Annotated in this window: 23 protein-coding genes; 12 read left to right on the top strand and 11 right to left on the bottom strand. The window is 69.5% G+C overall.

Translation table 11 applies throughout. The annotated features are described in order from the left end of the window. Positions 1–7: 7 nt before the first annotated feature. The gene (rpsI, locus tag IE88_RS16765; RefSeq protein WP_036767427.1) at positions 8–511 is read right to left on the bottom strand and encodes a 30S ribosomal protein S9; all 504 of its coding nucleotides are present in this window, start codon (positions 509–511) and stop codon (positions 8–10) included. A 13-nt stretch (positions 512–524) separates the two neighbouring features. Further along, positions 525–1,007, bottom strand: coding sequence for a 50S ribosomal protein L13 (gene rplM, locus IE88_RS0114340; RefSeq protein ID WP_031555770.1), 483 nt, complete (start codon positions 1,005–1,007; stop codon positions 525–527). A 204-nt stretch (positions 1,008–1,211) separates the two neighbouring features. On the opposite strand from rplM, the gene IE88_RS0114335 reads away from it, so the two are divergent. Next, on the top strand, positions 1,212–2,393 hold the full coding sequence (locus IE88_RS0114335; protein ID WP_031555767.1) for a hypothetical protein: 1,182 nt from the start codon (positions 1,212–1,214) through the stop codon (positions 2,391–2,393). Here the strand turns inward: IE88_RS0114335 and IE88_RS0114330 are convergent. Next, a complete protein-coding gene (locus IE88_RS0114330; RefSeq protein ID WP_051882315.1) occupies positions 2,305–3,408 on the bottom strand; it encodes a COX15/CtaA family protein in 1,104 nt (367 codons plus the stop codon). The genes IE88_RS0114335 and IE88_RS0114330 overlap by 89 nt on opposite strands. 69 nt (positions 3,409–3,477) lie before the next feature. Between IE88_RS0114330 and IE88_RS0114325 the strand changes: the two genes are divergently transcribed. The 6 genes from IE88_RS0114325 to IE88_RS0114300 all read left to right on the top strand — a co-directional run bounded on the left by IE88_RS0114325 (position 3,478) and on the right by IE88_RS0114300 (position 7,247). Then, positions 3,478–3,684 (top strand): DUF2842 domain-containing protein, encoded by a 207-nt coding sequence (locus IE88_RS0114325; RefSeq protein ID WP_031555762.1) that lies wholly within the window; start codon positions 3,478–3,480, stop codon positions 3,682–3,684. After that, a complete protein-coding gene (pxpA, locus tag IE88_RS0114320) occupies positions 3,681–4,427 on the top strand; it encodes a 5-oxoprolinase subunit PxpA (RefSeq protein ID WP_031555759.1) in 747 nt (248 codons plus the stop codon). The genes IE88_RS0114325 and pxpA overlap by 4 nt, the downstream gene beginning before the upstream one ends. Continuing rightward, a complete protein-coding gene (locus tag IE88_RS0114315) occupies positions 4,420–5,031 on the top strand; it encodes a 5-oxoprolinase subunit B family protein (protein WP_031555757.1) in 612 nt (203 codons plus the stop codon). Before pxpA ends, IE88_RS0114315 begins: the two co-directional genes overlap by 8 nt. Then, the gene (locus tag IE88_RS0114310; protein WP_036767425.1) at positions 5,028–5,969 is read left to right on the top strand and encodes a 5-oxoprolinase subunit C family protein; all 942 of its coding nucleotides are present in this window, start codon (positions 5,028–5,030) and stop codon (positions 5,967–5,969) included. The genes IE88_RS0114315 and IE88_RS0114310 overlap by 4 nt, the downstream gene beginning before the upstream one ends. A gap of 9 nt (positions 5,970–5,978) precedes the next feature. Next, the gene (locus IE88_RS0114305; RefSeq protein WP_031555752.1) at positions 5,979–6,686 is read left to right on the top strand and encodes a histidine phosphatase family protein; all 708 of its coding nucleotides are present in this window, start codon (positions 5,979–5,981) and stop codon (positions 6,684–6,686) included. A 63-nt stretch (positions 6,687–6,749) separates the two neighbouring features. Beyond that, the gene (locus IE88_RS0114300; RefSeq protein ID WP_031555750.1) at positions 6,750–7,247 is read left to right on the top strand and encodes a DUF2937 family protein; all 498 of its coding nucleotides are present in this window, start codon (positions 6,750–6,752) and stop codon (positions 7,245–7,247) included. 6 nt (positions 7,248–7,253) lie between these two features. Here IE88_RS0114300 and IE88_RS0114295 read toward each other — a convergent pair whose 3' ends face one another. Continuing rightward, positions 7,254–8,333, bottom strand: coding sequence for a 5-(carboxyamino)imidazole ribonucleotide synthase (locus IE88_RS0114295; protein ID WP_031555747.1), 1,080 nt, complete (start codon positions 8,331–8,333; stop codon positions 7,254–7,256). Then, positions 8,330–8,830: a 5-(carboxyamino)imidazole ribonucleotide mutase gene (gene purE / locus IE88_RS0114290; RefSeq protein ID WP_031555745.1), complete on the bottom strand. Its 501-nt coding sequence runs from the start codon at positions 8,828–8,830 to the stop codon at positions 8,330–8,332. The genes IE88_RS0114295 and purE overlap by 4 nt, the downstream gene beginning before the upstream one ends. Before the next feature lie 214 nt (positions 8,831–9,044). Between purE and IE88_RS0114285 the strand changes: the two genes are divergently transcribed. Beyond that, positions 9,045–9,662, top strand: coding sequence for a GGDEF domain-containing protein (locus IE88_RS0114285; RefSeq protein WP_051882313.1), 618 nt, complete (start codon positions 9,045–9,047; stop codon positions 9,660–9,662). A gap of 6 nt (positions 9,663–9,668) precedes the next feature. On the opposite strand, the gene pgi is transcribed toward IE88_RS0114285, so the two are convergent. The 3 genes from pgi to IE88_RS0114270 all read right to left on the bottom strand — a co-directional run bounded on the left by pgi (position 9,669) and on the right by IE88_RS0114270 (position 14,103). Then, the gene (gene pgi, locus IE88_RS0114280; protein WP_031555738.1) at positions 9,669–11,309 is read right to left on the bottom strand and encodes a glucose-6-phosphate isomerase; all 1,641 of its coding nucleotides are present in this window, start codon (positions 11,307–11,309) and stop codon (positions 9,669–9,671) included. Positions 11,310–11,395: 86 nt separating this feature from the next. Beyond that, positions 11,396–11,992: a thioredoxin family protein gene (locus IE88_RS0114275; RefSeq protein WP_031555736.1), complete on the bottom strand. Its 597-nt coding sequence runs from the start codon at positions 11,990–11,992 to the stop codon at positions 11,396–11,398. Further along, on the bottom strand, positions 11,989–14,103 hold the full coding sequence (locus IE88_RS0114270; protein ID WP_031555735.1) for a protein-disulfide reductase DsbD family protein: 2,115 nt from the start codon (positions 14,101–14,103) through the stop codon (positions 11,989–11,991). Before IE88_RS0114270 ends, IE88_RS0114275 begins: the two co-directional genes overlap by 4 nt. A 110-nt stretch (positions 14,104–14,213) precedes the next feature. Between IE88_RS0114270 and IE88_RS0114265 the strand changes: the two genes are divergently transcribed. Then, complete coding sequence (locus tag IE88_RS0114265) at positions 14,214–14,741, top strand: GNAT family N-acetyltransferase (protein ID WP_051882308.1); 528 nt, start codon at positions 14,214–14,216, stop codon at positions 14,739–14,741. Here IE88_RS0114265 and IE88_RS0114260 read toward each other — a convergent pair. After that, entirely contained in the window at positions 14,738–15,481 is a 744-nt protein-coding gene (locus tag IE88_RS0114260; protein ID WP_031555731.1) for an SDR family oxidoreductase, read from the bottom strand. The genes IE88_RS0114265 and IE88_RS0114260 overlap by 4 nt on opposite strands. Beyond that, positions 15,481–16,659 carry a dipeptidase gene (locus tag IE88_RS0114255; protein ID WP_031555730.1) on the bottom strand — a complete coding sequence of 393 codons (1,179 nt, stop codon included), beginning with the start codon at positions 16,657–16,659 and terminating at the stop codon, positions 15,481–15,483. The genes IE88_RS0114260 and IE88_RS0114255 overlap by 1 nt, the downstream gene beginning before the upstream one ends. Before the next feature lie 139 nt (positions 16,660–16,798). On the opposite strand from IE88_RS0114255, the gene IE88_RS0114250 reads away from it, so the two are divergent. Continuing rightward, a complete protein-coding gene (locus IE88_RS0114250) occupies positions 16,799–17,359 on the top strand; it encodes a type 1 glutamine amidotransferase domain-containing protein (RefSeq protein ID WP_031555728.1) in 561 nt (186 codons plus the stop codon). A gap of 127 nt (positions 17,360–17,486) precedes the next feature. Further along, positions 17,487–18,584: an acyltransferase family protein gene (locus IE88_RS0114245; RefSeq protein WP_031555725.1), complete on the top strand. Its 1,098-nt coding sequence runs from the start codon at positions 17,487–17,489 to the stop codon at positions 18,582–18,584. Positions 18,585–18,594: 10 nt separating this feature from the next. Here the strand turns inward: IE88_RS0114245 and IE88_RS0114240 are convergent, their stop codons facing one another. After that, positions 18,595–18,933, bottom strand: a complete 339-nt coding sequence (locus IE88_RS0114240; protein WP_031555722.1) for a PRC-barrel domain-containing protein — start codon at positions 18,931–18,933, stop codon at positions 18,595–18,597. Positions 18,934–19,149: 216 nt separating this feature from the next. On the opposite strand from IE88_RS0114240, the gene map reads away from it, so the two are divergent. Then, a complete protein-coding gene (map, locus tag IE88_RS0114235) occupies positions 19,150–20,010 on the top strand; it encodes a type I methionyl aminopeptidase (RefSeq protein ID WP_031555719.1) in 861 nt (286 codons plus the stop codon). Positions 20,011–20,012: the final 2 nt, after the last annotated feature.

The raw sequence follows: 20,012 nt of genomic DNA, 5'->3' as shown, positions 1-20,012 counted from the left end.
CGGCGCCTCAGCGCTTGGAGAACTGGAAGCTCCGGCGGGCTTTCGCCTTGCCGTATTTCTTCCGCTCGACCGCACGGGAGTCGCGGGTCAGGAAGCCGCCCTTCTTGAGCACGGGGCGCAGGCCCGGCTCGTAATAGGTCAGCGCGCGGGAGATGCCGTGGCGCACGGCGCCCGCCTGTCCCGAGGGGCCGGAGCCCTTGACGGTGCAGTAGACGTCGAACTGGTCCTTGCGGTCGGCCGCGTCGAGCGGCTGGCGCAGGATCATCTGAAGGACCGGACGGCCGAAATATTCGGTGTAGTCCTTCTTGTTGACGATGATCTTGCCGTTGCCGGGCTTGATCCAGACGCGCGCGACGGCCGTCTTGCGCTTGCCGGTGGCGTAGGAGCGGCCCTGCTCGTCGATCTTCGGCTCGGCGGGGACGTAATCGTCCTGCGCCGCCTCTTCGGAGATGACGCCGGCGTCGGCGGCGAGGTCTTTGAGGCCTTCGAGGCCCGCAGTGGTCTCAGACATAATCTCTCGTTCCTCAGCCGCGGAGCGTGTTCTTGGCGTTCATGGCAGCGACGTCGAGCACTTCGGGCTTCTGCGCCTCGTGCGGGTGCTCGGAGCCGGCATAGATGTGCAGATGCTTCATCTGGCGCCGCGCGAGCGGGCTCTCCTTGGGCATCATGCGCTCGACGGCCTTGTGCAGGACGCGCTCGGGGAAGCGGCCTTCGAGCACCTTGTCGGCGGTGACGGATTTGAGGCCGCCCGGATAGCCGGTGTGCTTGTAATAGGTCTGCTTCTCGCGCTTGCGGCCGGTGAAGGCGACCTTCTCGGCATTGATGACGACGACATGGTCGCCATCGTCCACATGCGGCGTGAAGGTCGGCAGGTGCTTGCCGCGCAGGCGCAGGGCGATGATCGAGGCGAGGCGGCCGACGACGAGCTTCTCCGCGTCGATCAGCACCCACTTCTTCTCGATGTCGGCGGGTTTGGTGTTGTAGGTCTTGCTGGCCTCGGTCTGCATGCCGGACCCTTCTGTTGCGTGTTGTTCCGAAGGCCGGGCCAGTACGGCCCGCGCGCGAACTTGTCAACACGGCTCGGAGAAATCATGCGCGAACAGGCCGCTAGCCATGTGGTATCCTGCTACCCCATTCCCGGAGCGGTCCGGATAGCCTTGTGGTTTCCATGTGTTAGAAGGGCGCCGCTTTCTTTCGAAGGACTCTTCCCCATGATCAGACCGCTGCTCGCGACCAGCCTTCTCGCCCTGACGCTCGCCGCCTGCGGCGGGGACGAAGCGGAGGTCGCCGTGCCCGAGGCTGCGGAGAGGCCCGAGGAGATCACGCTGGGCGAGCCTCTGCGCCAGCGGCCCGAGCGCCCCGCGCCCCGCGCCATCTACACCGATACGCTCGGCAGCTTCGAAAGCGCGGTGTCGGGCCTCGCCGTCTGGCAGCATCCCACCCTCTCCTTCGAGAGCGCCGTCCTCGCCGCGAACGGAGAGGCGGGCCTGGCCGTCATTCCGGTTGATTCCGGTGTGACGCTGAGTTCTGTCGAGGGCGATTTCAGCGGCGGCGTGGCCGTGAGCTATCCGGACGACGGCGATCCTTCGAACACTCTCGCCGCTGCTGGACGCGGCGGAGAGATCGCCTTCTATAGCGTCGCGCCGGACCGCAGCTTCGCGGAGGTCGCGGCGGTGCCCGCGCCTGGCGGAACGAGAGCGCTCTGCGCGCTCGGCGGCACGGTCCTGCGCGTCTCCGCCGACGGGGCAGCGAGCCTTTACGGCGTTACGCTCGGCGGGAATGCGGCGGTCGCCGAGCCGGTTCCTGCGCTGGACGGCGCGGCCGGCTGCGCCGCCTCGCGGGAAGGCTTCTTCGTCCTGAGCGCCGATGGCGGCGTCGCGGAACTCTCTCCTGACGGCGAAAGCGACGGCTATGGCGACCTGTTCGGCGGGACGCCCGCGACCGCCCTCGCCGCCGTCACGGTGAGCGAGAGCGGAGGCTATCTCCTCGCAGGCGGCGCGGACGGCACGATCCGCGCCCTGCCCTTCCCTCTCGAGGACGGTGCGGAGGCGGCGAGGACCGCGCCGCAGCGCGAGGGCGTGACAGATGACGCCGCCATCGCCGTGCTCGCTGCGGGCTCGGGCAATTTCGGCAGCATCTACCGCGACGGCGTGGTCGCGGTGCTCGACGCGGAAGGCGCGCTGAAGCTTCTGCCCTGGGCGGGGCTCGCCCGCGCGCTCGGCATCGAGGAGACGACCACGGTGGCGCGGCGGTCCCTGAACGCCGAAGGCCGTCCCGAAGGCGGCCCCACCGTGCCCGAAGCGGCTACGGGGCCGGAGCCGGATGTGGATGCGCCGCGCTTCGATGTCCGCCCCGCCGTGCCGGATCTGTCGCGCGCCGGCGGGCAGGACTGAGGGCATAGACCGACCAGACCGCCACGGTCAGGACGCCGAGCGCGCCGGCCTGGTGCAGGAGGCCGAGGGGCAGCGGGACCACCGCGACCAGCGTCCAGATGCCGATCAGCGCCTGGACCGTCACGGCGCCGAACATGCTCGCGCCATATCTGCGATAGGCGGGCCCCGCCCTGTAGCAGCGCCAGGCGAAGGCGCCAGCGAGCGCGAAGAGGAGATAGGCGCCCAGGCGGTGATTGAACTGCACCGCCGCGATGCGCTCGAAGAGATCGGCGAAGCGGGCGGGCTCGCCGAAATAGGCATCCGGCAAGAAGCCGCCATCCATCAGGGGCCAGCTATTATAGGTGAGACCGGCCCGCAGCCCCGCGACGAAGGCGCCGAGAATAATCTGTGCGAACACCGCGCAGAGCATGAAGACCGCGAACCCGCCCAGGCGCGCCCCGGCCCCCGTGCCGCGCGGACGGGACAGCGCCAGCACCTGCCACACGACGAGGCCGAACAGGACGAAGGCCGTGCCGAGATGCAGGGCCAGGCGGTACTGGCTGACATCCACCCGCTCGGACAGGCCGGACGACACCATGAACCAGCCGATCGCGCCCTGAAGGCAGACCAGCGCGAAGAGGCCCCAGAGCCGCCAGCGCAGATTGCCCCGGACCAGCCCCCGCGCGCTGAACCACAAGAGCGGCAGCGCGAAGGCCAGCCCAATGAAGCGCCCGAGATTCCGGTGCGCCCATTCCCACCAGAAGATCGACTTGAACTCGTGCAGCGACATGCCCGCATTGACGAGTTCGTATTCGGGGATCTGCCGGTATTGCGCGAAGGCCTCTTCCCAGTCCGCCGCCGACAGGGGCGGCAGCGTCCCCATGATCAGGTCCCACTGGACGATGGACAGCCCTGAATCCGTCAGGCGCGTCGCGCCGCCGACCACGACCATGATCGCGATCAGGCCGGCCATCACGGCCAGCCAGTCGCGGACGATGCGGGGCGGCGCTCCGGCCGGGGGGTTCTGCGCGTTCATGGGATGGTTATAAGAGCGCCGCGCCCCAGATGAAGGGGACGAGACGCCACAAGGGACCGAAGAATCGCGATGTCGCCGCGGACCAAGAAGCTGATCGGCATGCTCGCCTTCGGCCCTGCGCTCCTTCTCTATATGGGCCTCGTCCTGTGGATCTCGGACCACCTGCCCGATCACTGGGCAGTCTATCTCGTCTTCTACATCGTCGCGGGCACGGTCTGGGCCTTCCCGCTCAAGCCCGTCTTCCGCTGGATGAACCGGCCGGTGGAGGAGGCGTGAGAATCGACCTCAACGCCGATCTCGGCGAGTTGCCGGGCGAGGAGGGCCGCGCGCTCGACGCCGCCATCCTTTCGCAGGTGACGAGCTGCTCGATCGCCTGCGGCGGCCATGCGGGCGACGAGGACACCATGCATGCCGCGCTCGGCGCGGCGAAGGCGGCGGGCGTCCTGCCCGGCGCCCACCCCTCCTATCCCGACCGCGAGGGGTTCGGCCGGCGCAGCATGGATATCCAGCCGGAGATCCTGCTGCCGCTCCTGAAGGAACAGCTCGCGGCGCTGCGCGCGGCGGGCGATGCCGTGGGCATCGCGCTGTCGCATATCAAGCCGCATGGCGCGCTCTACAACGATGCGGCCAAGGGCGGCGCCCTCGCCGAAGCCGTCCTGCGCCTCTGCGAGGAAGAACGCCTGCCGCTCTACGGCCTCGCGGACAGCCCTCTCGCGCGGATGGCCGAAGGCCGGGTGCGGTTCATCGGAGAGGGCTTCGCCGACCGCCGCTATCGGGAAGACGGAACCCTCACGCCGCGATCCGAAGCGGGCGCGGTGATCGAGGACGAGGCGGCGCAGGCCGCACAGGCCGTCACCCTCGCCACCCGCGCGCCGCTGCGGACGGACGGTGATCCGCTGACCCTCGACGTCAAGACGCTCTGCCTGCACGGCGACACGAGGGGCGCGGCGATGAGCGCCAGGCGCCTGCGCGCGGCGCTTAAGGCCGCAGGCGTCGATGTGAGGCCGCCGCATGGTTGAGTTGCGGGCTCTCGGAGACGATGCGCTGACCGTCGCGCTCGACGAGCTTCCAGCGTCGCTGGCCGCGCGAGCGGAGGCGCTGCGCGCGCTCGGCCTCTTCGAGGAGGTCGTGCCGGGGCTATCCAGCCTGACGGTCAGCTTCGATCCGCTGCGCCTGCCCCGCGAGGAGGCCATGAGCCGCCTGTCCGAGGCGCTGTCCCGGCCCGCGCCCACCCAGGGAACGGACCCCCGCCATCACCGCCTCGCCATCCGCTATGGCGGCGAAGCAGGACCCGACCTCGAAGCCGTCGCGCAGACCCTGCGGCTGAGCGAGGACGAGGTCGTCGCCCGGCACGGCGCCGCGACCCACAAGGTCGCGCTGATCGGCTTCATGCCGGGCTTCGCCTATCTCGACGGGGCCGGAGACCTGCCCGCGGCGCGCCTGTCCCGCCCGAGGCCGCGCGTGGCCGCGGGCAGCGTCGGCCTCGCGGGAGGGCGCACCGGCCTCTATGCCCTTCAGAGCCCCGGCGGCTGGCCGCTGATCGGCCGCGTCTCGGTTCCACTCTGGGGCGAGGACGGCCCGCTCCTTCGCGCGGGCGACACCGTATCCTTCGAAGCCTCATGATCGAGATCCTCTCTCCCGGCCTCCAGACCAGCGTGCAGGCGGAGCCGCGAGCCGGCCTGCGCCATCAGGGCCTCGCTTCGGGCGGGCCCGCCGATCCCCTGTCCCATGCGCTGGCCAATGCGCTCGTCGGCAATCCGCCGGGCGCGCCCGCGCTCGAAGCCACGCTCAGCGGCATGGCCCTGCGCTTTTTGGCGGACACCGCCTTCGCCCTCGCCGGGGCTCCCTGCGAGGCGCGCCTCGGCGAGACCGCCGTGCCGGACCATGAGACGCTTCAGGCGCAGGCCGGTCAGGTCCTGACGCTCTCCCCGCCCCGGCTCGGCTGCCGGACCTATCTCGCCATAGCGGGCGGGCTCGAAGGCCAGACCGCATTCGGCAGCCGCTCGACCGACCTGCGGGCGGGCTTTGGCGGGCATGAGGGACGGGCGCTGAAGGAAGGCGACCGCCTCGCCACGGGGCCTGCGGCACCGCTCGAGGCGCGCGTCACCCCGGAGGCGCTGCGCCAGCCCTTCCTCCACCGCTGGACCCTGCGCGCGACGCTGGGACCCGAATGGGACCGGCTGAGCCCCGAAAGCCAGGGCGCGCTCTTCGCCAGCGGCTGGACCGCCGGCCGGGACAGCGACAGGACCGGCGTGCGGCTCGACGGCGATACCGTCACCCTCGCCGAGGATGCCGAGATGGACAGCGCCGCCACCCTTCCGGGCACGGTCCAGTGCCCCGGCGGCGGCGCGCCGATCCTGCTCCTGCCCGATTGCGGCACGACCGGCGGCTATCCGCGCGCGGCCCGCGTGATCCGGGCCGACCGGCACCTTCTGGGGCAGATCCGCCCCGGCGACGATGTGCGCCTTCTCGAATGGTCAGAGGAGGACGCGGTGCGCGTCCTCGACGAGAAGACCGCGCTGCTGCGCGGCTGGCTCGGCACGGGCTTCGCCCTCCGCTAGGGCGCGCGGATGGCCACGCTCTATCTCATCCGCCACGGACAGGCGTCCTTCGGCGCCGCCGATTACGACAAGCTCTCACCCTTGGGCGAACGGCAGGCCGGAGTGCTCGGCGGCTATCTGCGCGATCACGGCATAAGCATCGACGCGGCCTATTGCGGCGAGCTCTCGCGGCAGAAGCGCACCGCCGAGATCGCGCTCGGCGCGCAGGCGCAGGACGTGCCGCTCACCGTCGATCCGCGCTTCGACGAGGTGCGCAATGACGAGCATCTCGAACACCTCCTGCCGGCCCTGATGGAAGAGGACGCCGCGCTCAAGGCGCTGGTGGAGCGGGGCCTGACGACGAGCCGCGACTACCAGAAGGCGCTGAGGGCGGTCTTCACGCATTGGGTCTCGCCCGAATGCGACGTTCCCCAGATCCAGTCCTGGGACGAGTATTCGGCGGGCGTCGCCGCCGCGCTCGAAGCGGTAACCGCCGCCCACGGCTCGGGCAGCACGGTCGCGGTCTTCACCTCGGGGGGCACGATCGCAACCGCCGTCGCCTTCATGCTCGGCCTGCCGGGCAGCCACGCCTACGCCTTCTACGAGCCGCTTCTGAACGCCTCTATCACCAAGGCGTTCTATTCGAAGGGGAAAATCTCCCTGTCGAGCTTCAACGAGCACGCATTCCTCGACGTCCTCGGACGGCGCGGCGAGGAGAGCCTCCTGACCTATCGCTGACCGGCTTGCCGCGCGGGCGCTCGGGGCGCATCCTCAGCGCCGAGCGGCATCGGGGAAAGGCCCATGTTCGGACGCTTCGTGGCCCTTCTGGCGGGCATCGCAGGCGCGGTGGCGGCGAGCCAGGCGCCGGCCTTCACCGGCCAGTACCGGCAGAACCTCGCCGGGCGCGTGGCCGAGCTCGAGATCATCGTCGCCCGCTTCGACGAGAACATCTCCCGCATCGGCTATGACCGGACCCGGGCCCTCGACGAATGCAGCGTGGCCGAACGCCTGCTCGGCGCGCTCTGCGACGGCATCAATGCCGATATCGCCCGGCTGACCACATTGCAGGCCCATCAGGCGGCCCTCAACGCGGCGCAGCCCTGGATGCGGCCGCTGGTCCTGGCGCGGGAGGTCAGGCCCGAGATCGCGCAGAGCGCCTGGGACAGCTACCAGCCCGCCATGCCCACGACGCCGGAGGGCGCGGGCTATGCCGGCGGCGGCTTCGTCCTCCTCTATGCACTCTTCGCGCTCCTTGCCGCGCCCTTCCGGCGCAGGCCGAAGCGGCGCTTCGCCTATTGAGGAGCGTTACTGGCGCGGGCGCGTGCGCACGACATGGCCCATCTTGCGGCCGGGCCGCGCCTCCGCCTTGCCGTAGAGCGTCATCCGCGCGCCCGGCTCGCTTGCCAGCGCCAGCCAGTCTTCCGCATCGGCACCGATCAGATTGACCATCTCCGCATCGAGCTGGCGGTCCGGCGCGCCGAGCGGCCATCCCATCACCGCCCGCACATGCTGCTCGAACTGCGAGGTGACGCAGGCCTCGCGCGTCCAGTGCCCCGAATTGTGAACCCGCGGCGCGATCTCGTTGGCGACGAGGCCGCCATCGCGCGACCAGAAGAATTCGAGCGTCATCACGCCGACATAGCCGAGCGCTTCGAGCACCTTGCCCGTCAGCGCCCGCGCCTGGGCCGACACCTCTTCGGGCAGGCCGGAAGGCAGGGTCGAGCGCCGAAGGATCCCGCTCTCATGGTCGTTGCGCGGCGTGTCGTAGAAGGCGATGGCGCCATCGACGCTGCGGGCTGCGATCTGGCTCAGCTCGGCTTCGAAGGGAACGAACCCCTCGATGATCGCCGGCGCGCCGCCCGCTTCGGCGAAGCCGGCGGCGGGATCGTCCCCCGCGCGCAGGCGCACCTGGCCCTTGCCGTCATAGCCGAAGCGGCGGGTCTTCAATATGCCCTCTCCGCCGACCGCGCGCAGCGCCTCTGCCGCACCGCCGGGATGATCCACCGGCGCGTGCGGCGCGACGGGAATGCCGAGGGAGGACAAGAAGCGCTTTTCCTCGAGCCGGTCCTGGCAGACGGCCAGAACCTCGGCGCCGGGACGCACGGGCACGTGGTCCTGGAGGACCGCGACGCTGCGCGGCGGGATGTTCTCGAACTCGTAGGTCGCCGCATCGACGCAGCCCGCGAAGCGGCGCAGCGCCTCCTCGTCCTCGTAAGGGGCCGCCATATGGGCCTGGGCGACGCGCGCGGCGGGGGGGTCCTCATCGGGGCCGAAGGTCCTCACGCGGAAACCGAGCCGCGCGGCCGCGACGGCCAGCATCTGTCCGAGCTGCCCGACGCCGACAATGCCGAGCGTCGAGCCCGGCGGCAGGGGGGCGGCGCTCATCGCGGCTCGACCGGCGGCATGTCGACCACCGCATCCGTCTGCGCTCGGCGCCACTCATCGAGGCGTCCGGCGAGATCGGCATCGCCGAGGGCCAGGATTTCCGCTGCGAGAAGCCCCGCATTCTTCGCGCCCGCCTCGCCGATGGCGAGGGTGCCGACCGGCACGCCGCCCGGCATCTGGGCGATGGACAGAAGGCTGTCGAGGCCGGACAGGGCCTTGGATTGCACGGGCACGCCGAGGACCGGCAGCGGCGTCAGGGAGGCCACCATGCCCGGCAGGTGGGCCGCGCCGCCAGCGCCCGCGATCACGACCTTGAAGCCCCGGTCGCGCGCACTCCGGGCGAACTCGTAGAGGCGCTCCGGCGTTCGGTGCGCCGACACGATCAGGTCCTCGTGAGCCACGCCGAGCGCGTCCAGCACGTCGGCGGCGGCCTTCATCGTCGGCCAGTCCGAGGTCGAGCCCATGATGATGGCGACCTCAACTCCCTCTTCGGCCATTGCGCTCTCCTTGCGGCCCCTCTTGCGGTGCAGACAGCTCCCTAGAGCTTCGGCATGGCAAACGGAACCGCCATGCCCTCAGCCCCGCCGCGGCTGCGCCGCATTCGATCTGTATTCGAGAGAGATTCGACTCGAAACCGGCGCGATCACGAAACGCTTCCGCAGATTTTCCCCCTCACTCTGCACCCCGAGGCACCCACCGAGGAGAGCGGTCATGAACGATTCGAAGAAACCCGTGCTCAAGCTCGCGCGGACGACCGGCGCGGGCACCATGGCGCGGCTGGAAGCGGAGGTCGAAGCGCTGCGCCGCGAACTGGCCCTGTCGCAGAAGCGGGTGCGCGAACTCACCGTGCTCGCCGATCAGGACCCGATGCTGAGCGTGCTGAACCGCAGGGCGTTCGTGCGCGAACTCAGCCGCGCGGTCGCCGCCCGCCAGCGCCACGGCCATGCGGCGGTCCTCGTCTATCTCGACGTGGACGGCCTCAAGGGCATCAATGACGAGCATGGACACTGCGCGGGCGATCAGCTCCTCACCCAGGTGGGCTCGATCCTGACGGCCCATATCCGCCAGACGGACGCCGTGGGGCGCCTTGGGGGCGACGAATTCGGCATGCTGCTCGCATTCGCCGACCGCGAGGGCGCCGAGCTGAAGATGGCGCGCCTCGGCAAGAAGTTCGAGGCGGAGGCCTGCTCGTGGAACGGCGTGCCGATCCCGCTCAAGGTCACTTACGGGCTCTGCGAGATCGACGGCGGCAAGAGCGCGGAAGAAGTGCTCAGCGCTGCCGATGCGGCCATGTATGCCCGCCGCCAGGCCCGCGAGGCGGCGGGCTGAACCGGCTCAGCCGCGCGAAGCGTTGATGCGGGCGATGAGGCCCGCCGTCGACGCGTCGTGCGCGCCGCCCGTCCCGCCCGTCAGCTCGGGCAGGATCGCCTTTGCGAGCGTCTTGCCGAGCTCGACCCCCCATTGGTCGAAGCTGTTGATGTCCCAGACCGCGCCCGCGACGAAGATGCGGTGCTCGTAGAGCGCGATCAGCGCCCCGAGCGTTGCGGGCGTGATCTCCTCCGTCAGGATGCTCACGGTCGGCCGGTTCCCCGGAAAGGCCTTGTGCGGGGCCAGCCTGTCGGCCTCTGCCGCATCCGCGCCGCCCTCGATCAGTTCGGCCCGCGCCTCGTCCTCGGTCCGCCCGCGCATCAGGGCCTCGGGCTGGGCGAGGAAATTGGCCAGCAGCTTCTCGTGGTGGTCGCCGAGCGGGTTGTGGCTGCGGGCGGGCGCGAGGAAGTCGCAGGGAATGACATCCGTACCCTGATGGATCAGCTGATAGAAGGCGTGCTGCCCGTTCGTGCCCGCTTCGCCGAAGACGATGGCCCCGGTGGGGTATGAGACGGGCGTGCCGTTCATCGTCACCGACTTGCCGTTCGATTCCATGTCCGCCTGCTGAAGATAGGCGGCCAGCCGGTGCAGGTACTGGTCATAGGGCAGCACGGCATGGGCGTGCATGCCGAGGAAGCTCCGGTGCCAGACATCGATCAGCCCCAGGAGGAGAGGCAGGTTCTCTTGGGCGGGCGCGGTGCGGAAATGCTCGTCCATTCCCCTCGCGCCCAAAAGGAGGCTCTCGAAATTCGTCCAGCCGATCTGCAGCGCGATCGGCAGGCCGATGGCCGACCACAAGGAATAGCGCCCGCCGACCCAGTCCCAGAAGCGGAACATGTTGGAGGTGTCGATGCCGAATTCGCGCACGCCCTCCTCATTCGTGGACAGCGCGACGAAATGCTTGGCGACGTCGTCTTCGGACGCCCCCTGCTCCAGGAACCAGGCCCGCGCGCTGTGCGCATTGGTCATCGTTTCCTGCGTGGTGAAGGTCTTGGAGGCGACGACGAAGAGCGTGGTTTCCGGGTCGATCCGGCGCAGCGTCTCGGCCAGATGGGTGCCGTCGACATTGGAGACGAAATGCACCTTGCGCCCCTTCAGGGCATAGGGCGCCAGCGCCTCGGTCACCATGACGGGGCCGAGATCCGAGCCGCCGATCCCGATATTGACGACCGTGTCGAGCGGCTTGCCGGTATGGCCCTTGTGCTCGCCGGAATGGATCTTGCCGCAGAAGCTTTCCATGCGGGACAGCTCGGCCCGCACATCGGGCAGCACGTCCCGGCCTTCCACGAGATGACGCCCCTCCTCCTGCGCCCGCAGGGCGACATGGAGGACCGCGCGGCCTTCGGTCTCGTTGATGGCCGTCCCGCCGAACATGGCGTCGCGCCGCGCCTCGACGCCGCAGGCCCGCGACAGGGCGAGGAGCGCGTCGCGCACGTCCTCGGTGATGCGCGTCTTGGAATAGTCGACGAAGAGGCCCGCGGCCTCGCCCGAAAAGCGCGAGAAGCGCTCTTCGTCCTCGGCGAAGAGATCGCGCAGATGCCTTTCGCCATCCGTGCCGGCGAGGGCCTTCAGGGCATTCCATTCGGGCAGTTCGGTGCGGGCGGTCATCGGGCTCTCCTTCGTGAAAAGGCCCCCGCAGCGGGCTGCGGGGGCTTGAGGCAGTCCTCCGGGGCCTAGAGGCTCCGGCTTTTGGATCAGTACTTCACCGAGCAGCCATAGGGCTGCGTGCGCGAGGTGACCACCGCCTGCCCCCTGTCGAGGCTGTCGAGCGCGGCCACGACATAGTTTTCCGCACGCGGAACGTCCGCCTGGTCCGTCGAGGGAATGGTGTCGATGGCGCCGTTATAGCGCAGGACCCCTTCCTCATCGATGACATACATGTGCGGCGTCGTCTTCGCGCCATAGGCCCGGCCGATCGCGCCGTCCTCGTCGAGGACGACATGGGTCGGCGCGGCGCCGCGCTCCTCGGTCAGCCGATCGGCGTCCTCGGGGGTGACATGGCCCTGCTTTCCGGGCGCGGAGGAGTTCACGGTGATCCAGACCGTGCCGTCCGCGGTCATGCGCTTCTGCAGCGACTGCATGTTGTTGGCGCCGTAATGCTTCTGCACGAAGGGGCATTCGGCATTGGTCCATTCGAGGACGACCTTGCGGCCCTCGAAATCGCTCAGCGAGATGGTCTCGCCGGCCGTCGTCTCGGCCTCGAAGGCAGGGGCGGGGTCGCCGACCTGCTGGGCGAGCGCCGATCCGCCGAGAAGCAGGGCGGCGCCGAAAACTGAGAACAGGGTCTTCATGCGGTTTTCTCCAGATCGTCGAACAGGCCGATCACGCCATCCACGCTGAGCACTTGCGGCAGGACGCGCGCGGCCTCCGCCCCCGGGGCATAGTATAGATAGAGCGGCACGCCGCTGCGACCCTGCGCTTCCAGCGCGCGTGTGATTTCCGGATCCTGCACCGTCCAGTCGGCCACCATGTAGCGCACGCCGCGCTCATGGAAAGCGTCGATCACCTCGCGCCGGTTGAGGACGGTCTGCTTGTTGACCTGGCAGGTCACGCACCATGCGGCGGTGAAGTCGACGAAGACCGGCACGCCTTCGGCGCGCAGCTCGGCCAGCCGCTCCTCGCCATAGGGCACGGTCGGCAGCTTGGAGCGGTCATCGGTCTCGGCGGCGATGGCTTGCGGCACGACCGTCTCGACGCGCGCCAGCGGCAGGAGAGCGAGGACGAGCCCCGCCAGCGCCGCGACGCGCCAGCCCCGGCTGCCGCCCTGCGACCGCCCGAAGGCCCAGGCGGCGAAGGCGGCGAGGACCAGCGCGACGCCGAGGAGGAGCACGCCCTGCGGCCCCGCCTGAAGGCTCAGGACCCAGGCGAGCCAGACCAGAGTGCCGAACATCGCGAAGGAGAGGAGCTGCTTGAAGGTGACCATCCACGGCCCGGGCTTGGGCAGGAGGCGCCCCAGCACCGGCACGATCGACAAGAGGAGATAGGGCGCGGCGAGCCCCAGGCCGACCACGGCGAAGACGAGAAGGCCGATCATAGCGGGCTGCGCCAGCGCATAGCCCACCGGCACGCCGAGGAAGGGCCCGATGCAGGGCGCGGCCACGGCGACGGCCAGCATGCCGGTGAAGAAGGCGCCCGCATTCCCTCCGCGCTGGGTGAGCCCCTGCCCGAGCCCCTGGACCGAGGTGCCGACCTCGAAGAGCCCCGCGAGGTTCAGACCCACGAGAAGGATGATGACGGCGAAGAGGCCGACCACGACCGGATTCTGGAGCTGGAAGCCCCAGCCGAGCTGCTCGCCGCCGGCGCGCAGGGCGATCAGCACGCCCGCGATGGCGAGGAAGGTGGCGAGGACGCCCGCCGTATAGAGGACGCCGTGGCGCCGCACGACCGCGCGCTCATGGCCCGCGCTGCCCGCAAGGCTCGCCGCCTTCATGAAGACCACCGGAAAGACGCAGGGCATGACGTTGAGGATCAAGCCGCCCAGGAAGGCGAAGAGCAAAGTCGCGCCGAGGGCCGCGGGGGCCGGCCCCGCTCCTCCGCCAGCGGTAAGGGGCGCGGGCGCAGGAGCCGAGGCGAAGGCGGCGCCCTCCTCTGCGCGCATCGCCTCGACGATGTAGCCCTGCCGGTTCGCGCCGCTGCCGGTGACGACGAGCCCCTCTAGCGTTTCGGGCGGCGCGTCGAGATAGTCGAAGCCGCCATCGAAGGCGATCAGCGTCGCGCCCTCGTCATGCGAGACGTCCTGGCGTCCGGCAGGCTCGATCAGCGCGGGCTCGAAGGGGTAGAATTCGGGCGCGTCGAGATCGGCCGCGAGCCGGAGGACCGGCCCGGCCTCGGCGGCCGCATAGGCGGCATCGAAGGGCGCAGGCCGCGGCCGCGCCGCCAGCGCCTCGCCGATTTCCTGCGCGAAGGCGGCCGGCGGCGCCTCTTCGGCCATGATCGGCAGGTCCAGCGTCAACCGCGCCTGTTCGGGCACGCAGACATCGGCGCAGATGAGCCAGTTCGCCTCCGCAACGATCCGCGCGGTCTCTCCGGCTTGCGCCGTTTCGGGCACGCTGAGCGGAACGAGGAAGACCGGCTCGCCCTCATGGCCGTAATTGACGAGCGGCCCCAGCGGCAGGCGGTGGGGCAGCGGATAGATGACCTCGCCCGCCTCGAAGCCCTCGGGCAGGGTCCAGTCGATCTCCAGCGGCAGGCCCGAATCGCCGGGATTGCGCCAATAGACGTGCCAATGCTCCTCAAGCTCTTGGCGCAGCGCGATCCATGCGGTCTCTCCGGGCACCGCGCCCTCCCGCTCGGCGATCAGCCGCGAGGCGGCATGGTCCGTTTCGACCACGGGGCCGGTCTGCGCGGCGGCAGGGGCGAAGAGCGCGAAGAGCGCGGCGAGGGAAACGAGAAAGCGGATCATGGCGCTCCCGAGATAAGAGCGGCGGCCCCGCATGGCGAGCCCCCCGCCCGGGCATTGCGATGCCCGGACCGTGCCCGCATCCTGCCGCCTCGGCCGCCTTCCGAGGAATCATGCCCCGTCCGGTCCCCCTCACGCCGCTGCGCACCGAGCGCCTCGACCTGGCCGCGCCCTGCGAAGCGGACCTGCCGAGGATGATCGAACTGGCCGACGACGCGCAGGTCGCGCGCATGCTCGCCGCCCTGCCCCACCCTTATGCCGAGGCGGATGCGCGCTTCTTTCTCGAAAAGCTCCTGCCGGGGCGCAGCACATGGGCGATCCGCCTGCGCGGCGACGGCTTCATCGGCATGATCGGCCTTCACGAAGAGGCCCACGGCGCGGTCAATATGGGCTACTGGCTCGGCCGGCCCTATTGGCGGCGGGGTTATATGGGCGAAGCGGCGGCGGCGGTCGTCGGCCATGCCCGCCGCAGCGGGCTCGACCGGCTCTCGGCGGGCTATTGGCGGGACAATGCCGCATCGGCGCGCATCCTGGCGCGCCTCGGCTTCGAGAAGACCGGCGAGCGCCGCCTCGACCACCCCTTGCGCGGGAAGGCCGCCCCCCATGTGGATACGGCGCTGCGGCTGGACCGGCCCGCCTAATAGTGCCCGTTCATGCCGCCGTCGATGAACAGGGTCTGGCCGGTCACATAGGAGGCTTCGCGCGAGCACAGGAAGACGACGCCGCCCTTGATCTCGTCGGGCTGGCCCCAGCGCCCCAGCGCCATGCGGCCATCGACCCATGCCTTGATGGCGGGGTCCTTGGTCAGGGCGTCATTGGGCGCGGTGTGGAAGAAGCCGGGCGCGACCGCGTTGACGTTCACGCCCTTCTTGCCGAGCGCGGCGGCAAGAGAGCGCGTCATCGCCTCGAGGCCGCTCTTCGACGCGCCATAGGCCTGGTCGATCGCCCGCGCCATGGGGCCGGTGATCGAGGTGATGTTGACGATCCGCCCATAGCCGCGCTCCGTCATCCCGCGCGAGGCTTCGCGGGCGACGTGGAAGGGCGCGGTCACATTGCCGCGAAGCAGGCGGTCGACGTCCCCGAGCTCGTATTCGTAGAGGCTCTTGCGGCAGCGCAGCCCCGCATTGTTCACGAGGATCGAGAGCGGCCGCTCGGCCTCCAGCCGCTTCATCGCATCGGTGACGGCCTCAGCATCGGTCGCATCGAAGGCGAGGGCGCTCGCCCCGCGCCCCACCTCTTCGGCAGCGCGCCCGGCATTCTCCTCCGACCGGCTGTTGATCACGACATGCGCGCCGCAGGCCGCGAGGCCTCTCGCAATGGACAGTCCAAGGCCCGAAGAGGCGCCGGTGACGAGGGCGTTCTGGCCCGAAAGGTCGAACATCAGAGAGTCTGCTCCGCTTTGCCGGGAAGGGTATCGAGAAAGAAGCGGACGGCATTTCCGCCCATCACCTTGCGGACCTGCCGCTCGTTCAGGCCGCGCCGCAGAAGGGCCTCGGTCAGCGCGGGAAGCTCGGTCGCATCGAGGCGCGTCGTGACCGTGCCGTCGAAATCCGATCCGAGCGCGATCGCATCCTCGCCGAAGCGGTCGATGCCATAGGCGATGGCATCCGCGATGCCCTCCGGGCTCGCATCGCAGACGACATCCGCCCAGAAGCCGACGCCGATCAGGCCGCCGGCCTCGGCGATGCGCCCCATGAGCTCGTCGGAAATGTTGCGCGGGCTCGGGCAATGGCCCTGAAAACCCGTGTGGCTGACGATGACCGGCCGGTCCGTCATCGCCAGCACATCCTCGACCACCGCTTCCGCGCTGTGCGCGACGTCGACGACGATGCCGAGGCGGTCCATCTCCGCGACGGCCTCTCGTCCGAAGGCGGTCAGGCCGCTCTTGGCTTCGCCGTGCAGCGAGCCGCCCAGCGCATTGTCGAAGAAATGCTGGAGGCCCATCACGCGATAGCCGTCCGCGAAGAGACGCCCGATGGCGGCGAGATCGCCCTCGAGCGGGTGGCTGCCCTCCGTCCCCAATATGCCGGCCATCATGTCCGGCCTGGCGCTCCGCGCCTCAAGCGCCGCTTCCAGGTCCTCGCGCGAGAGGATGACGGCGAAGCCTTTGTCGTCCGCCGCCGCCTCGTGCAGGCGCTGCGCCTGGTAGCGGGCGCGCTCCTCGATCGATCCCCAGGTGCGGCGCGGCCAGCGCTGGGCCAGCGCGAGAAGCGTGATGCGGTCCGAGCCCGCATCGTTCTCCTCGTAGTTCTGGCCCGCGGGCGTCTTGGTGACGGCTGTGAAGACCTGAAGGAACATGCCGCCCTCGCGCAGGCGCGGAATGTCGGTGTGGCCCCTGGCGTGGCGCCGGGCGGGATCGCGCATCCACAAGAGGGTGTCGGCGTGCAGATCGGCGACCGGCGTGGCCGCGTGCAGAGCCTCGGCATGGGCCGAGACGGAATAGGGCTCGTGCGGCTCGACGCGGTTCATGCCCGCATCCACCCGCGGCGGCAGGACCCCGTAGAAGAGCGCGAGGGCGGCGATCAGAAGACCCGCCAGGATGCGGATCGTCCAGGTCATGACGTTGCTCATGGCCGCAAGGCTAGCGGCGCCCGGCCGATCCCGCCACCGTCCCGGGGGCCCCGCACCGCCGAACCCTTCGCGCCCCGCCGCTGTTCGCAAGGCAAGGGAACGAGCCAGACATTCGAAGGACGACATCATGACCAAGATCGGCGACGCGAAAATCCTCATCGTGGCAACGGACGGCTTCGAGCAGTCCGAGCTTCTCCAGCCGCGCAAGGACCTCTCCGAGATGGGCGCGACCGTGCGGGTCGCCTCGATCGAGGAGGGCGAGATCAAGGCCTGGGACAAGGATCATTGGGGCGAGACCGTGCAGGTGGACCTCACCGTCTCCTCGGCCAATGCCGATGATTACGACGCGGTGGTGCTGCCCGGCGGACAGATCAACCCGGACAAGCTGCGGGTCGAGCGCGACGTCCTGGATCTCATCCGGCGCTTCGACGAGCAGGGCAAGGTCGTCGCCGCGATCTGCCACGCGCCCTGGCTCCTGATCGAGGCGGGGCTCGCCGAGGGCAGGACGCTGACCTCCTATCAGTCGATCCGGACCGACCTGCGCAATGCAGGCGCGACCGTGGTCGATCAGGAGGTCGCGCGCGACGGCAACATCATCACCTCGCGCAATCCCGGCGACCTCGATGCCTTCTCCAAGGCGATCGCCGAGGCCATCGAGGAAGACAAGGACACCCGCAACGCGGCCTGAGACCTGGTGGCGGCCTGAAACTTGCTGACGGCATGAGGTGCCGCCGCGAAGACCGGATGTTCATTGCCATTCGGTGCATGTAGAGTCCTTTCGGGGCGGCCTGGGGAGGCCGCTTCGGGAGGGGGACATGACGAAAGCGCCGCAAGCCGCCGCAGGCGTGAGCCGAGGGCATACCGACCTGATGCGGGTCCTGTGCATCTTCGGCATCACCTGGTTCCACATGTCCTACCGGCTCGAGGCGGCGTGGCCGGAAGCGCCCATGTGGCTGCTGGCGGTGATCGGCGGCTATGGACGTCTCAGCTCCCCGCTCCTGGGCCTGATGTCGGGCCTGCTCTTCGGCCTCGCCCTGGCGCGAACGCGCTCGCCGGCCAGGCTGACCCGCCGCCGGATCACGGGGCTCCTCAGCCTCTACCTGTTCTGGAACCTCGCCGCCGTCGGCCTCGGCGTCTGCGCGAGCCTGCTTTTCGGCAAGCAGCCGCAAGCGGGCATGGTCACGCTCAACGGTGTCCTCGGGATCACCGCATGGCCGTTCAACTTCCCCCTCCACTATCTCGCCGATATCGCCAAGGGCATGGCGGCCTTCTATCTTCTCAACAGGCTGATCGGCCGCAACTGGCCCGCGCTCTGCGCGGCCTGCATCCTTCTCGTGACGGGCCTCGTCCTCGTGAGCGGGACGATGACCAATGCCGCCTCCGCGCTGCCGCGGATCGATTCGACCCTCTTTTTCATGGCCGGCGCCCTGCTCGGGATCCGCCCGGCGGCGGGGGGCCGCATCCTGCGGGCGATGCGGGACCACGATCTCGTCCTGATGGGCTTCGGCGGCGCCGGCTTCGCATTCGGCGTCTCGCTGATGTCGTCCAATCCGTGGATCGTCATGGCGACGAGCGCGATGGGAGGCCTCTTCGTCTTCCTCCTTGCCCTGCGCCTGCCCGAGCCGCCCTCCTGGGTGAACTCGGCGCTCGCCCTGCGCCTCTTCTGCACGCATGTGATCGTCTTCATGGCGCTCAACGTCCTGTTCGGCATCGAAGACGATCCGAGCGTCGCATGGTGGCTGGCGCAGCCCTTCCTGGCCGTTCTCGCGGCATGGGCCTCTCTTGCGGCGGAGGCGCGGTGGGGGCGGGTCCTGCCGGCGCTGCGCCCCAGGGAAGGGCCCGCGGGCGTCTTCGCGGATGGGCGGCGCAAAACGAAAGGCCCCGCCGGGGCGGGGCCTCTGCTTCCCTCCTGATCGCCGAGCCTTACTGGCGGGCGCCGTAATAGCTCGAGATCTCGTTGCGATAGCCCTGATCGGCGAAATTCGGCCAATTGTCCTTGTCGAAGCCGGGCGCGCTTTCGAGGCGCTCCTTCGGCACGTTGAGGACGAGCTGCTCGTTCGCGGTGTCGACATCGATCTGGTCGAAGGGCACGGCGAAGAGCTTGGAGCCAATCTTCATGATGCCGCCGAATTCCAGGACCGCGTATTCCGTGCGGCCATCGGCCGTGTCGATCATGATGTCCTTGATCGTGCCGAGCTTCTCGCCCTGCGCGTTCTTGACGGTGTCGCCGATGAGGCTGGTAGCGGAAAGAACCGGATTCATATCATATCTCCAAAATCTGCTGTCGCATTCTGTCCGCAGGCAGAGGCCCGATGAGCATGGGCGCCGGCCCTGCGGCCGCCCGCATTTCGCGGACACATCTGGGGAACACGCGCCCGGCCGCATCGGTTCGCCCCCTTAAGGCGAGTTAACCCATTGTTCTTCAACCCTTTCCCACCCCGCTCGCCAGCGCGGGAAAGCCGCGCTATAGCCCCTTCCATGGATCAAGATGTCAGCTCACGCCCCGGCGCCCGCGCCATTCCGATTCACGGCCCCGAAGCCTATGAGGGCATGCGCGCGGCCGGGCGGCTCGCCGCCGAATGCCTCGACATGCTGGCGGGCGAGGTGAAGCCCGGCGCGGACACGGCGCGGCTCGACCGCCTCGCCTATGAATTCGTGCGCGACCACGGGGCGGTGTCCGGCACGATCGGCTATCGGGGCTATCGCCACGCGCTCTGCATCTCGCCCAATCACGTCATCTGCCACGGCATTCCGGGCGGCAAGCCGGTCAATGCCAAGCCGATGCGCGAGGGCGACATCGCCAATATCGACATCACCCTGGTCCTCGACGGCTGGCACGGCGATACGAGCCGCATGTATTATGCGGGCGAGCCCAAGGTGCTGGCCCAGCGCCTGACGGACGTCACCTTCGAATGCCTCTGGGCGGGCATCGAGCAGGTGAAGCCCGGCAACACGCTCTACGATATCGGCAAGGCGATCCAGGACCGCGCCGCAGAGGACGGCTTCACCACCGTGCACGATTTCTGCGGCCACGGGCTCGGCCGCGTCTTCCACCAAGCGCCGAACGTCGTCCATTACGGCGAATACCGGGATGCCACGGGCCATGTGCATCGCGCGCCCGACACGGTGCTCGAGCCGGGCATGTTCTTCACCATCGAGCCGATGATCTGCACAGGCCGCCCCGATGCCCGCATCCTGCGCGATGGCTGGACGGCGGTGACCCGCGACCGCTCCCTGACGGCGCAGTTCGAACACGCATTGGCCGTGACCGAAGACGGCTACGAGATCTTCACCCGCAGTCCCAAGGGCCTCGACCGGCCGCCCTATACCGCCGGCTGAGG

The organism is Parvularcula oceani, assembly GCF_000733125.1.
GTDB classification, from domain to species: domain Bacteria; phylum Pseudomonadota; class Alphaproteobacteria; order Caulobacterales; family Parvularculaceae; genus Parvularcula; species Parvularcula oceani.
This window is presented reverse-complemented; position numbering and strand designations above follow the sequence as displayed.

Excerpts from the sequence above, each read along its gene's own strand:
- purE (WP_031555745.1), bottom strand. The coding sequence starts at position 8,830 with ATGGCCGAAGAGGGAGTTGAGGTCGCCATCATCATGGGCTCGACCTCG.
- IE88_RS0114305 (WP_031555752.1), top strand. The coding sequence starts at position 5,979 with ATGGCCACGCTCTATCTCATCCGCCACGGACAGGCGTCCTTCGGCGCC.
- IE88_RS0114275 (WP_031555736.1), bottom strand. The coding sequence starts at position 11,992 with ATGAAGACCCTGTTCTCAGTTTTCGGCGCCGCCCTGCTTCTCGGCGGA.
- rplM (WP_031555770.1), bottom strand. The coding sequence starts at position 1,007 with ATGCAGACCGAGGCCAGCAAGACCTACAACACCAAACCCGCCGACATC.
- IE88_RS0114250 (WP_031555728.1), top strand. The coding sequence starts at position 16,799 with ATGACCAAGATCGGCGACGCGAAAATCCTCATCGTGGCAACGGACGGC.
- IE88_RS0114255 (WP_031555730.1), bottom strand. The coding sequence starts at position 16,659 with ATGACCTGGACGATCCGCATCCTGGCGGGTCTTCTGATCGCCGCCCTC.
- IE88_RS0114260 (WP_031555731.1), bottom strand. The coding sequence starts at position 15,481 with ATGTTCGACCTTTCGGGCCAGAACGCCCTCGTCACCGGCGCCTCTTCG.
- map (WP_031555719.1), top strand. The coding sequence starts at position 19,150 with ATGGATCAAGATGTCAGCTCACGCCCCGGCGCCCGCGCCATTCCGATT.
- IE88_RS0114325 (WP_031555762.1), top strand. The coding sequence starts at position 3,478 with ATGTCGCCGCGGACCAAGAAGCTGATCGGCATGCTCGCCTTCGGCCCT.
- IE88_RS0114265 (WP_051882308.1), top strand. The coding sequence starts at position 14,214 with ATGCCCCGTCCGGTCCCCCTCACGCCGCTGCGCACCGAGCGCCTCGAC.
- IE88_RS0114310 (WP_036767425.1), top strand. The coding sequence starts at position 5,028 with ATGATCGAGATCCTCTCTCCCGGCCTCCAGACCAGCGTGCAGGCGGAG.
- IE88_RS0114315 (WP_031555757.1), top strand. The coding sequence starts at position 4,420 with ATGGTTGAGTTGCGGGCTCTCGGAGACGATGCGCTGACCGTCGCGCTC.
- pgi (WP_031555738.1), bottom strand. The coding sequence starts at position 11,309 with ATGACCGCCCGCACCGAACTGCCCGAATGGAATGCCCTGAAGGCCCTC.
- IE88_RS0114285 (WP_051882313.1), top strand. The coding sequence starts at position 9,045 with ATGAACGATTCGAAGAAACCCGTGCTCAAGCTCGCGCGGACGACCGGC.
- IE88_RS0114270 (WP_031555735.1), bottom strand. The coding sequence starts at position 14,103 with ATGATCCGCTTTCTCGTTTCCCTCGCCGCGCTCTTCGCGCTCTTCGCC.
- IE88_RS0114335 (WP_031555767.1), top strand. The coding sequence starts at position 1,212 with ATGATCAGACCGCTGCTCGCGACCAGCCTTCTCGCCCTGACGCTCGCC.
- rpsI (WP_036767427.1), bottom strand. The coding sequence starts at position 511 with ATGTCTGAGACCACTGCGGGCCTCGAAGGCCTCAAAGACCTCGCCGCC.
- IE88_RS0114245 (WP_031555725.1), top strand. The coding sequence starts at position 17,487 with ATGACGAAAGCGCCGCAAGCCGCCGCAGGCGTGAGCCGAGGGCATACC.
- IE88_RS0114240 (WP_031555722.1), bottom strand. The coding sequence starts at position 18,933 with ATGAATCCGGTTCTTTCCGCTACCAGCCTCATCGGCGACACCGTCAAG.
- IE88_RS0114330 (WP_051882315.1), bottom strand. The coding sequence starts at position 3,408 with ATGAACGCGCAGAACCCCCCGGCCGGAGCGCCGCCCCGCATCGTCCGC.
- IE88_RS0114295 (WP_031555747.1), bottom strand. The coding sequence starts at position 8,333 with ATGAGCGCCGCCCCCCTGCCGCCGGGCTCGACGCTCGGCATTGTCGGC.
- IE88_RS0114300 (WP_031555750.1), top strand. The coding sequence starts at position 6,750 with ATGTTCGGACGCTTCGTGGCCCTTCTGGCGGGCATCGCAGGCGCGGTG.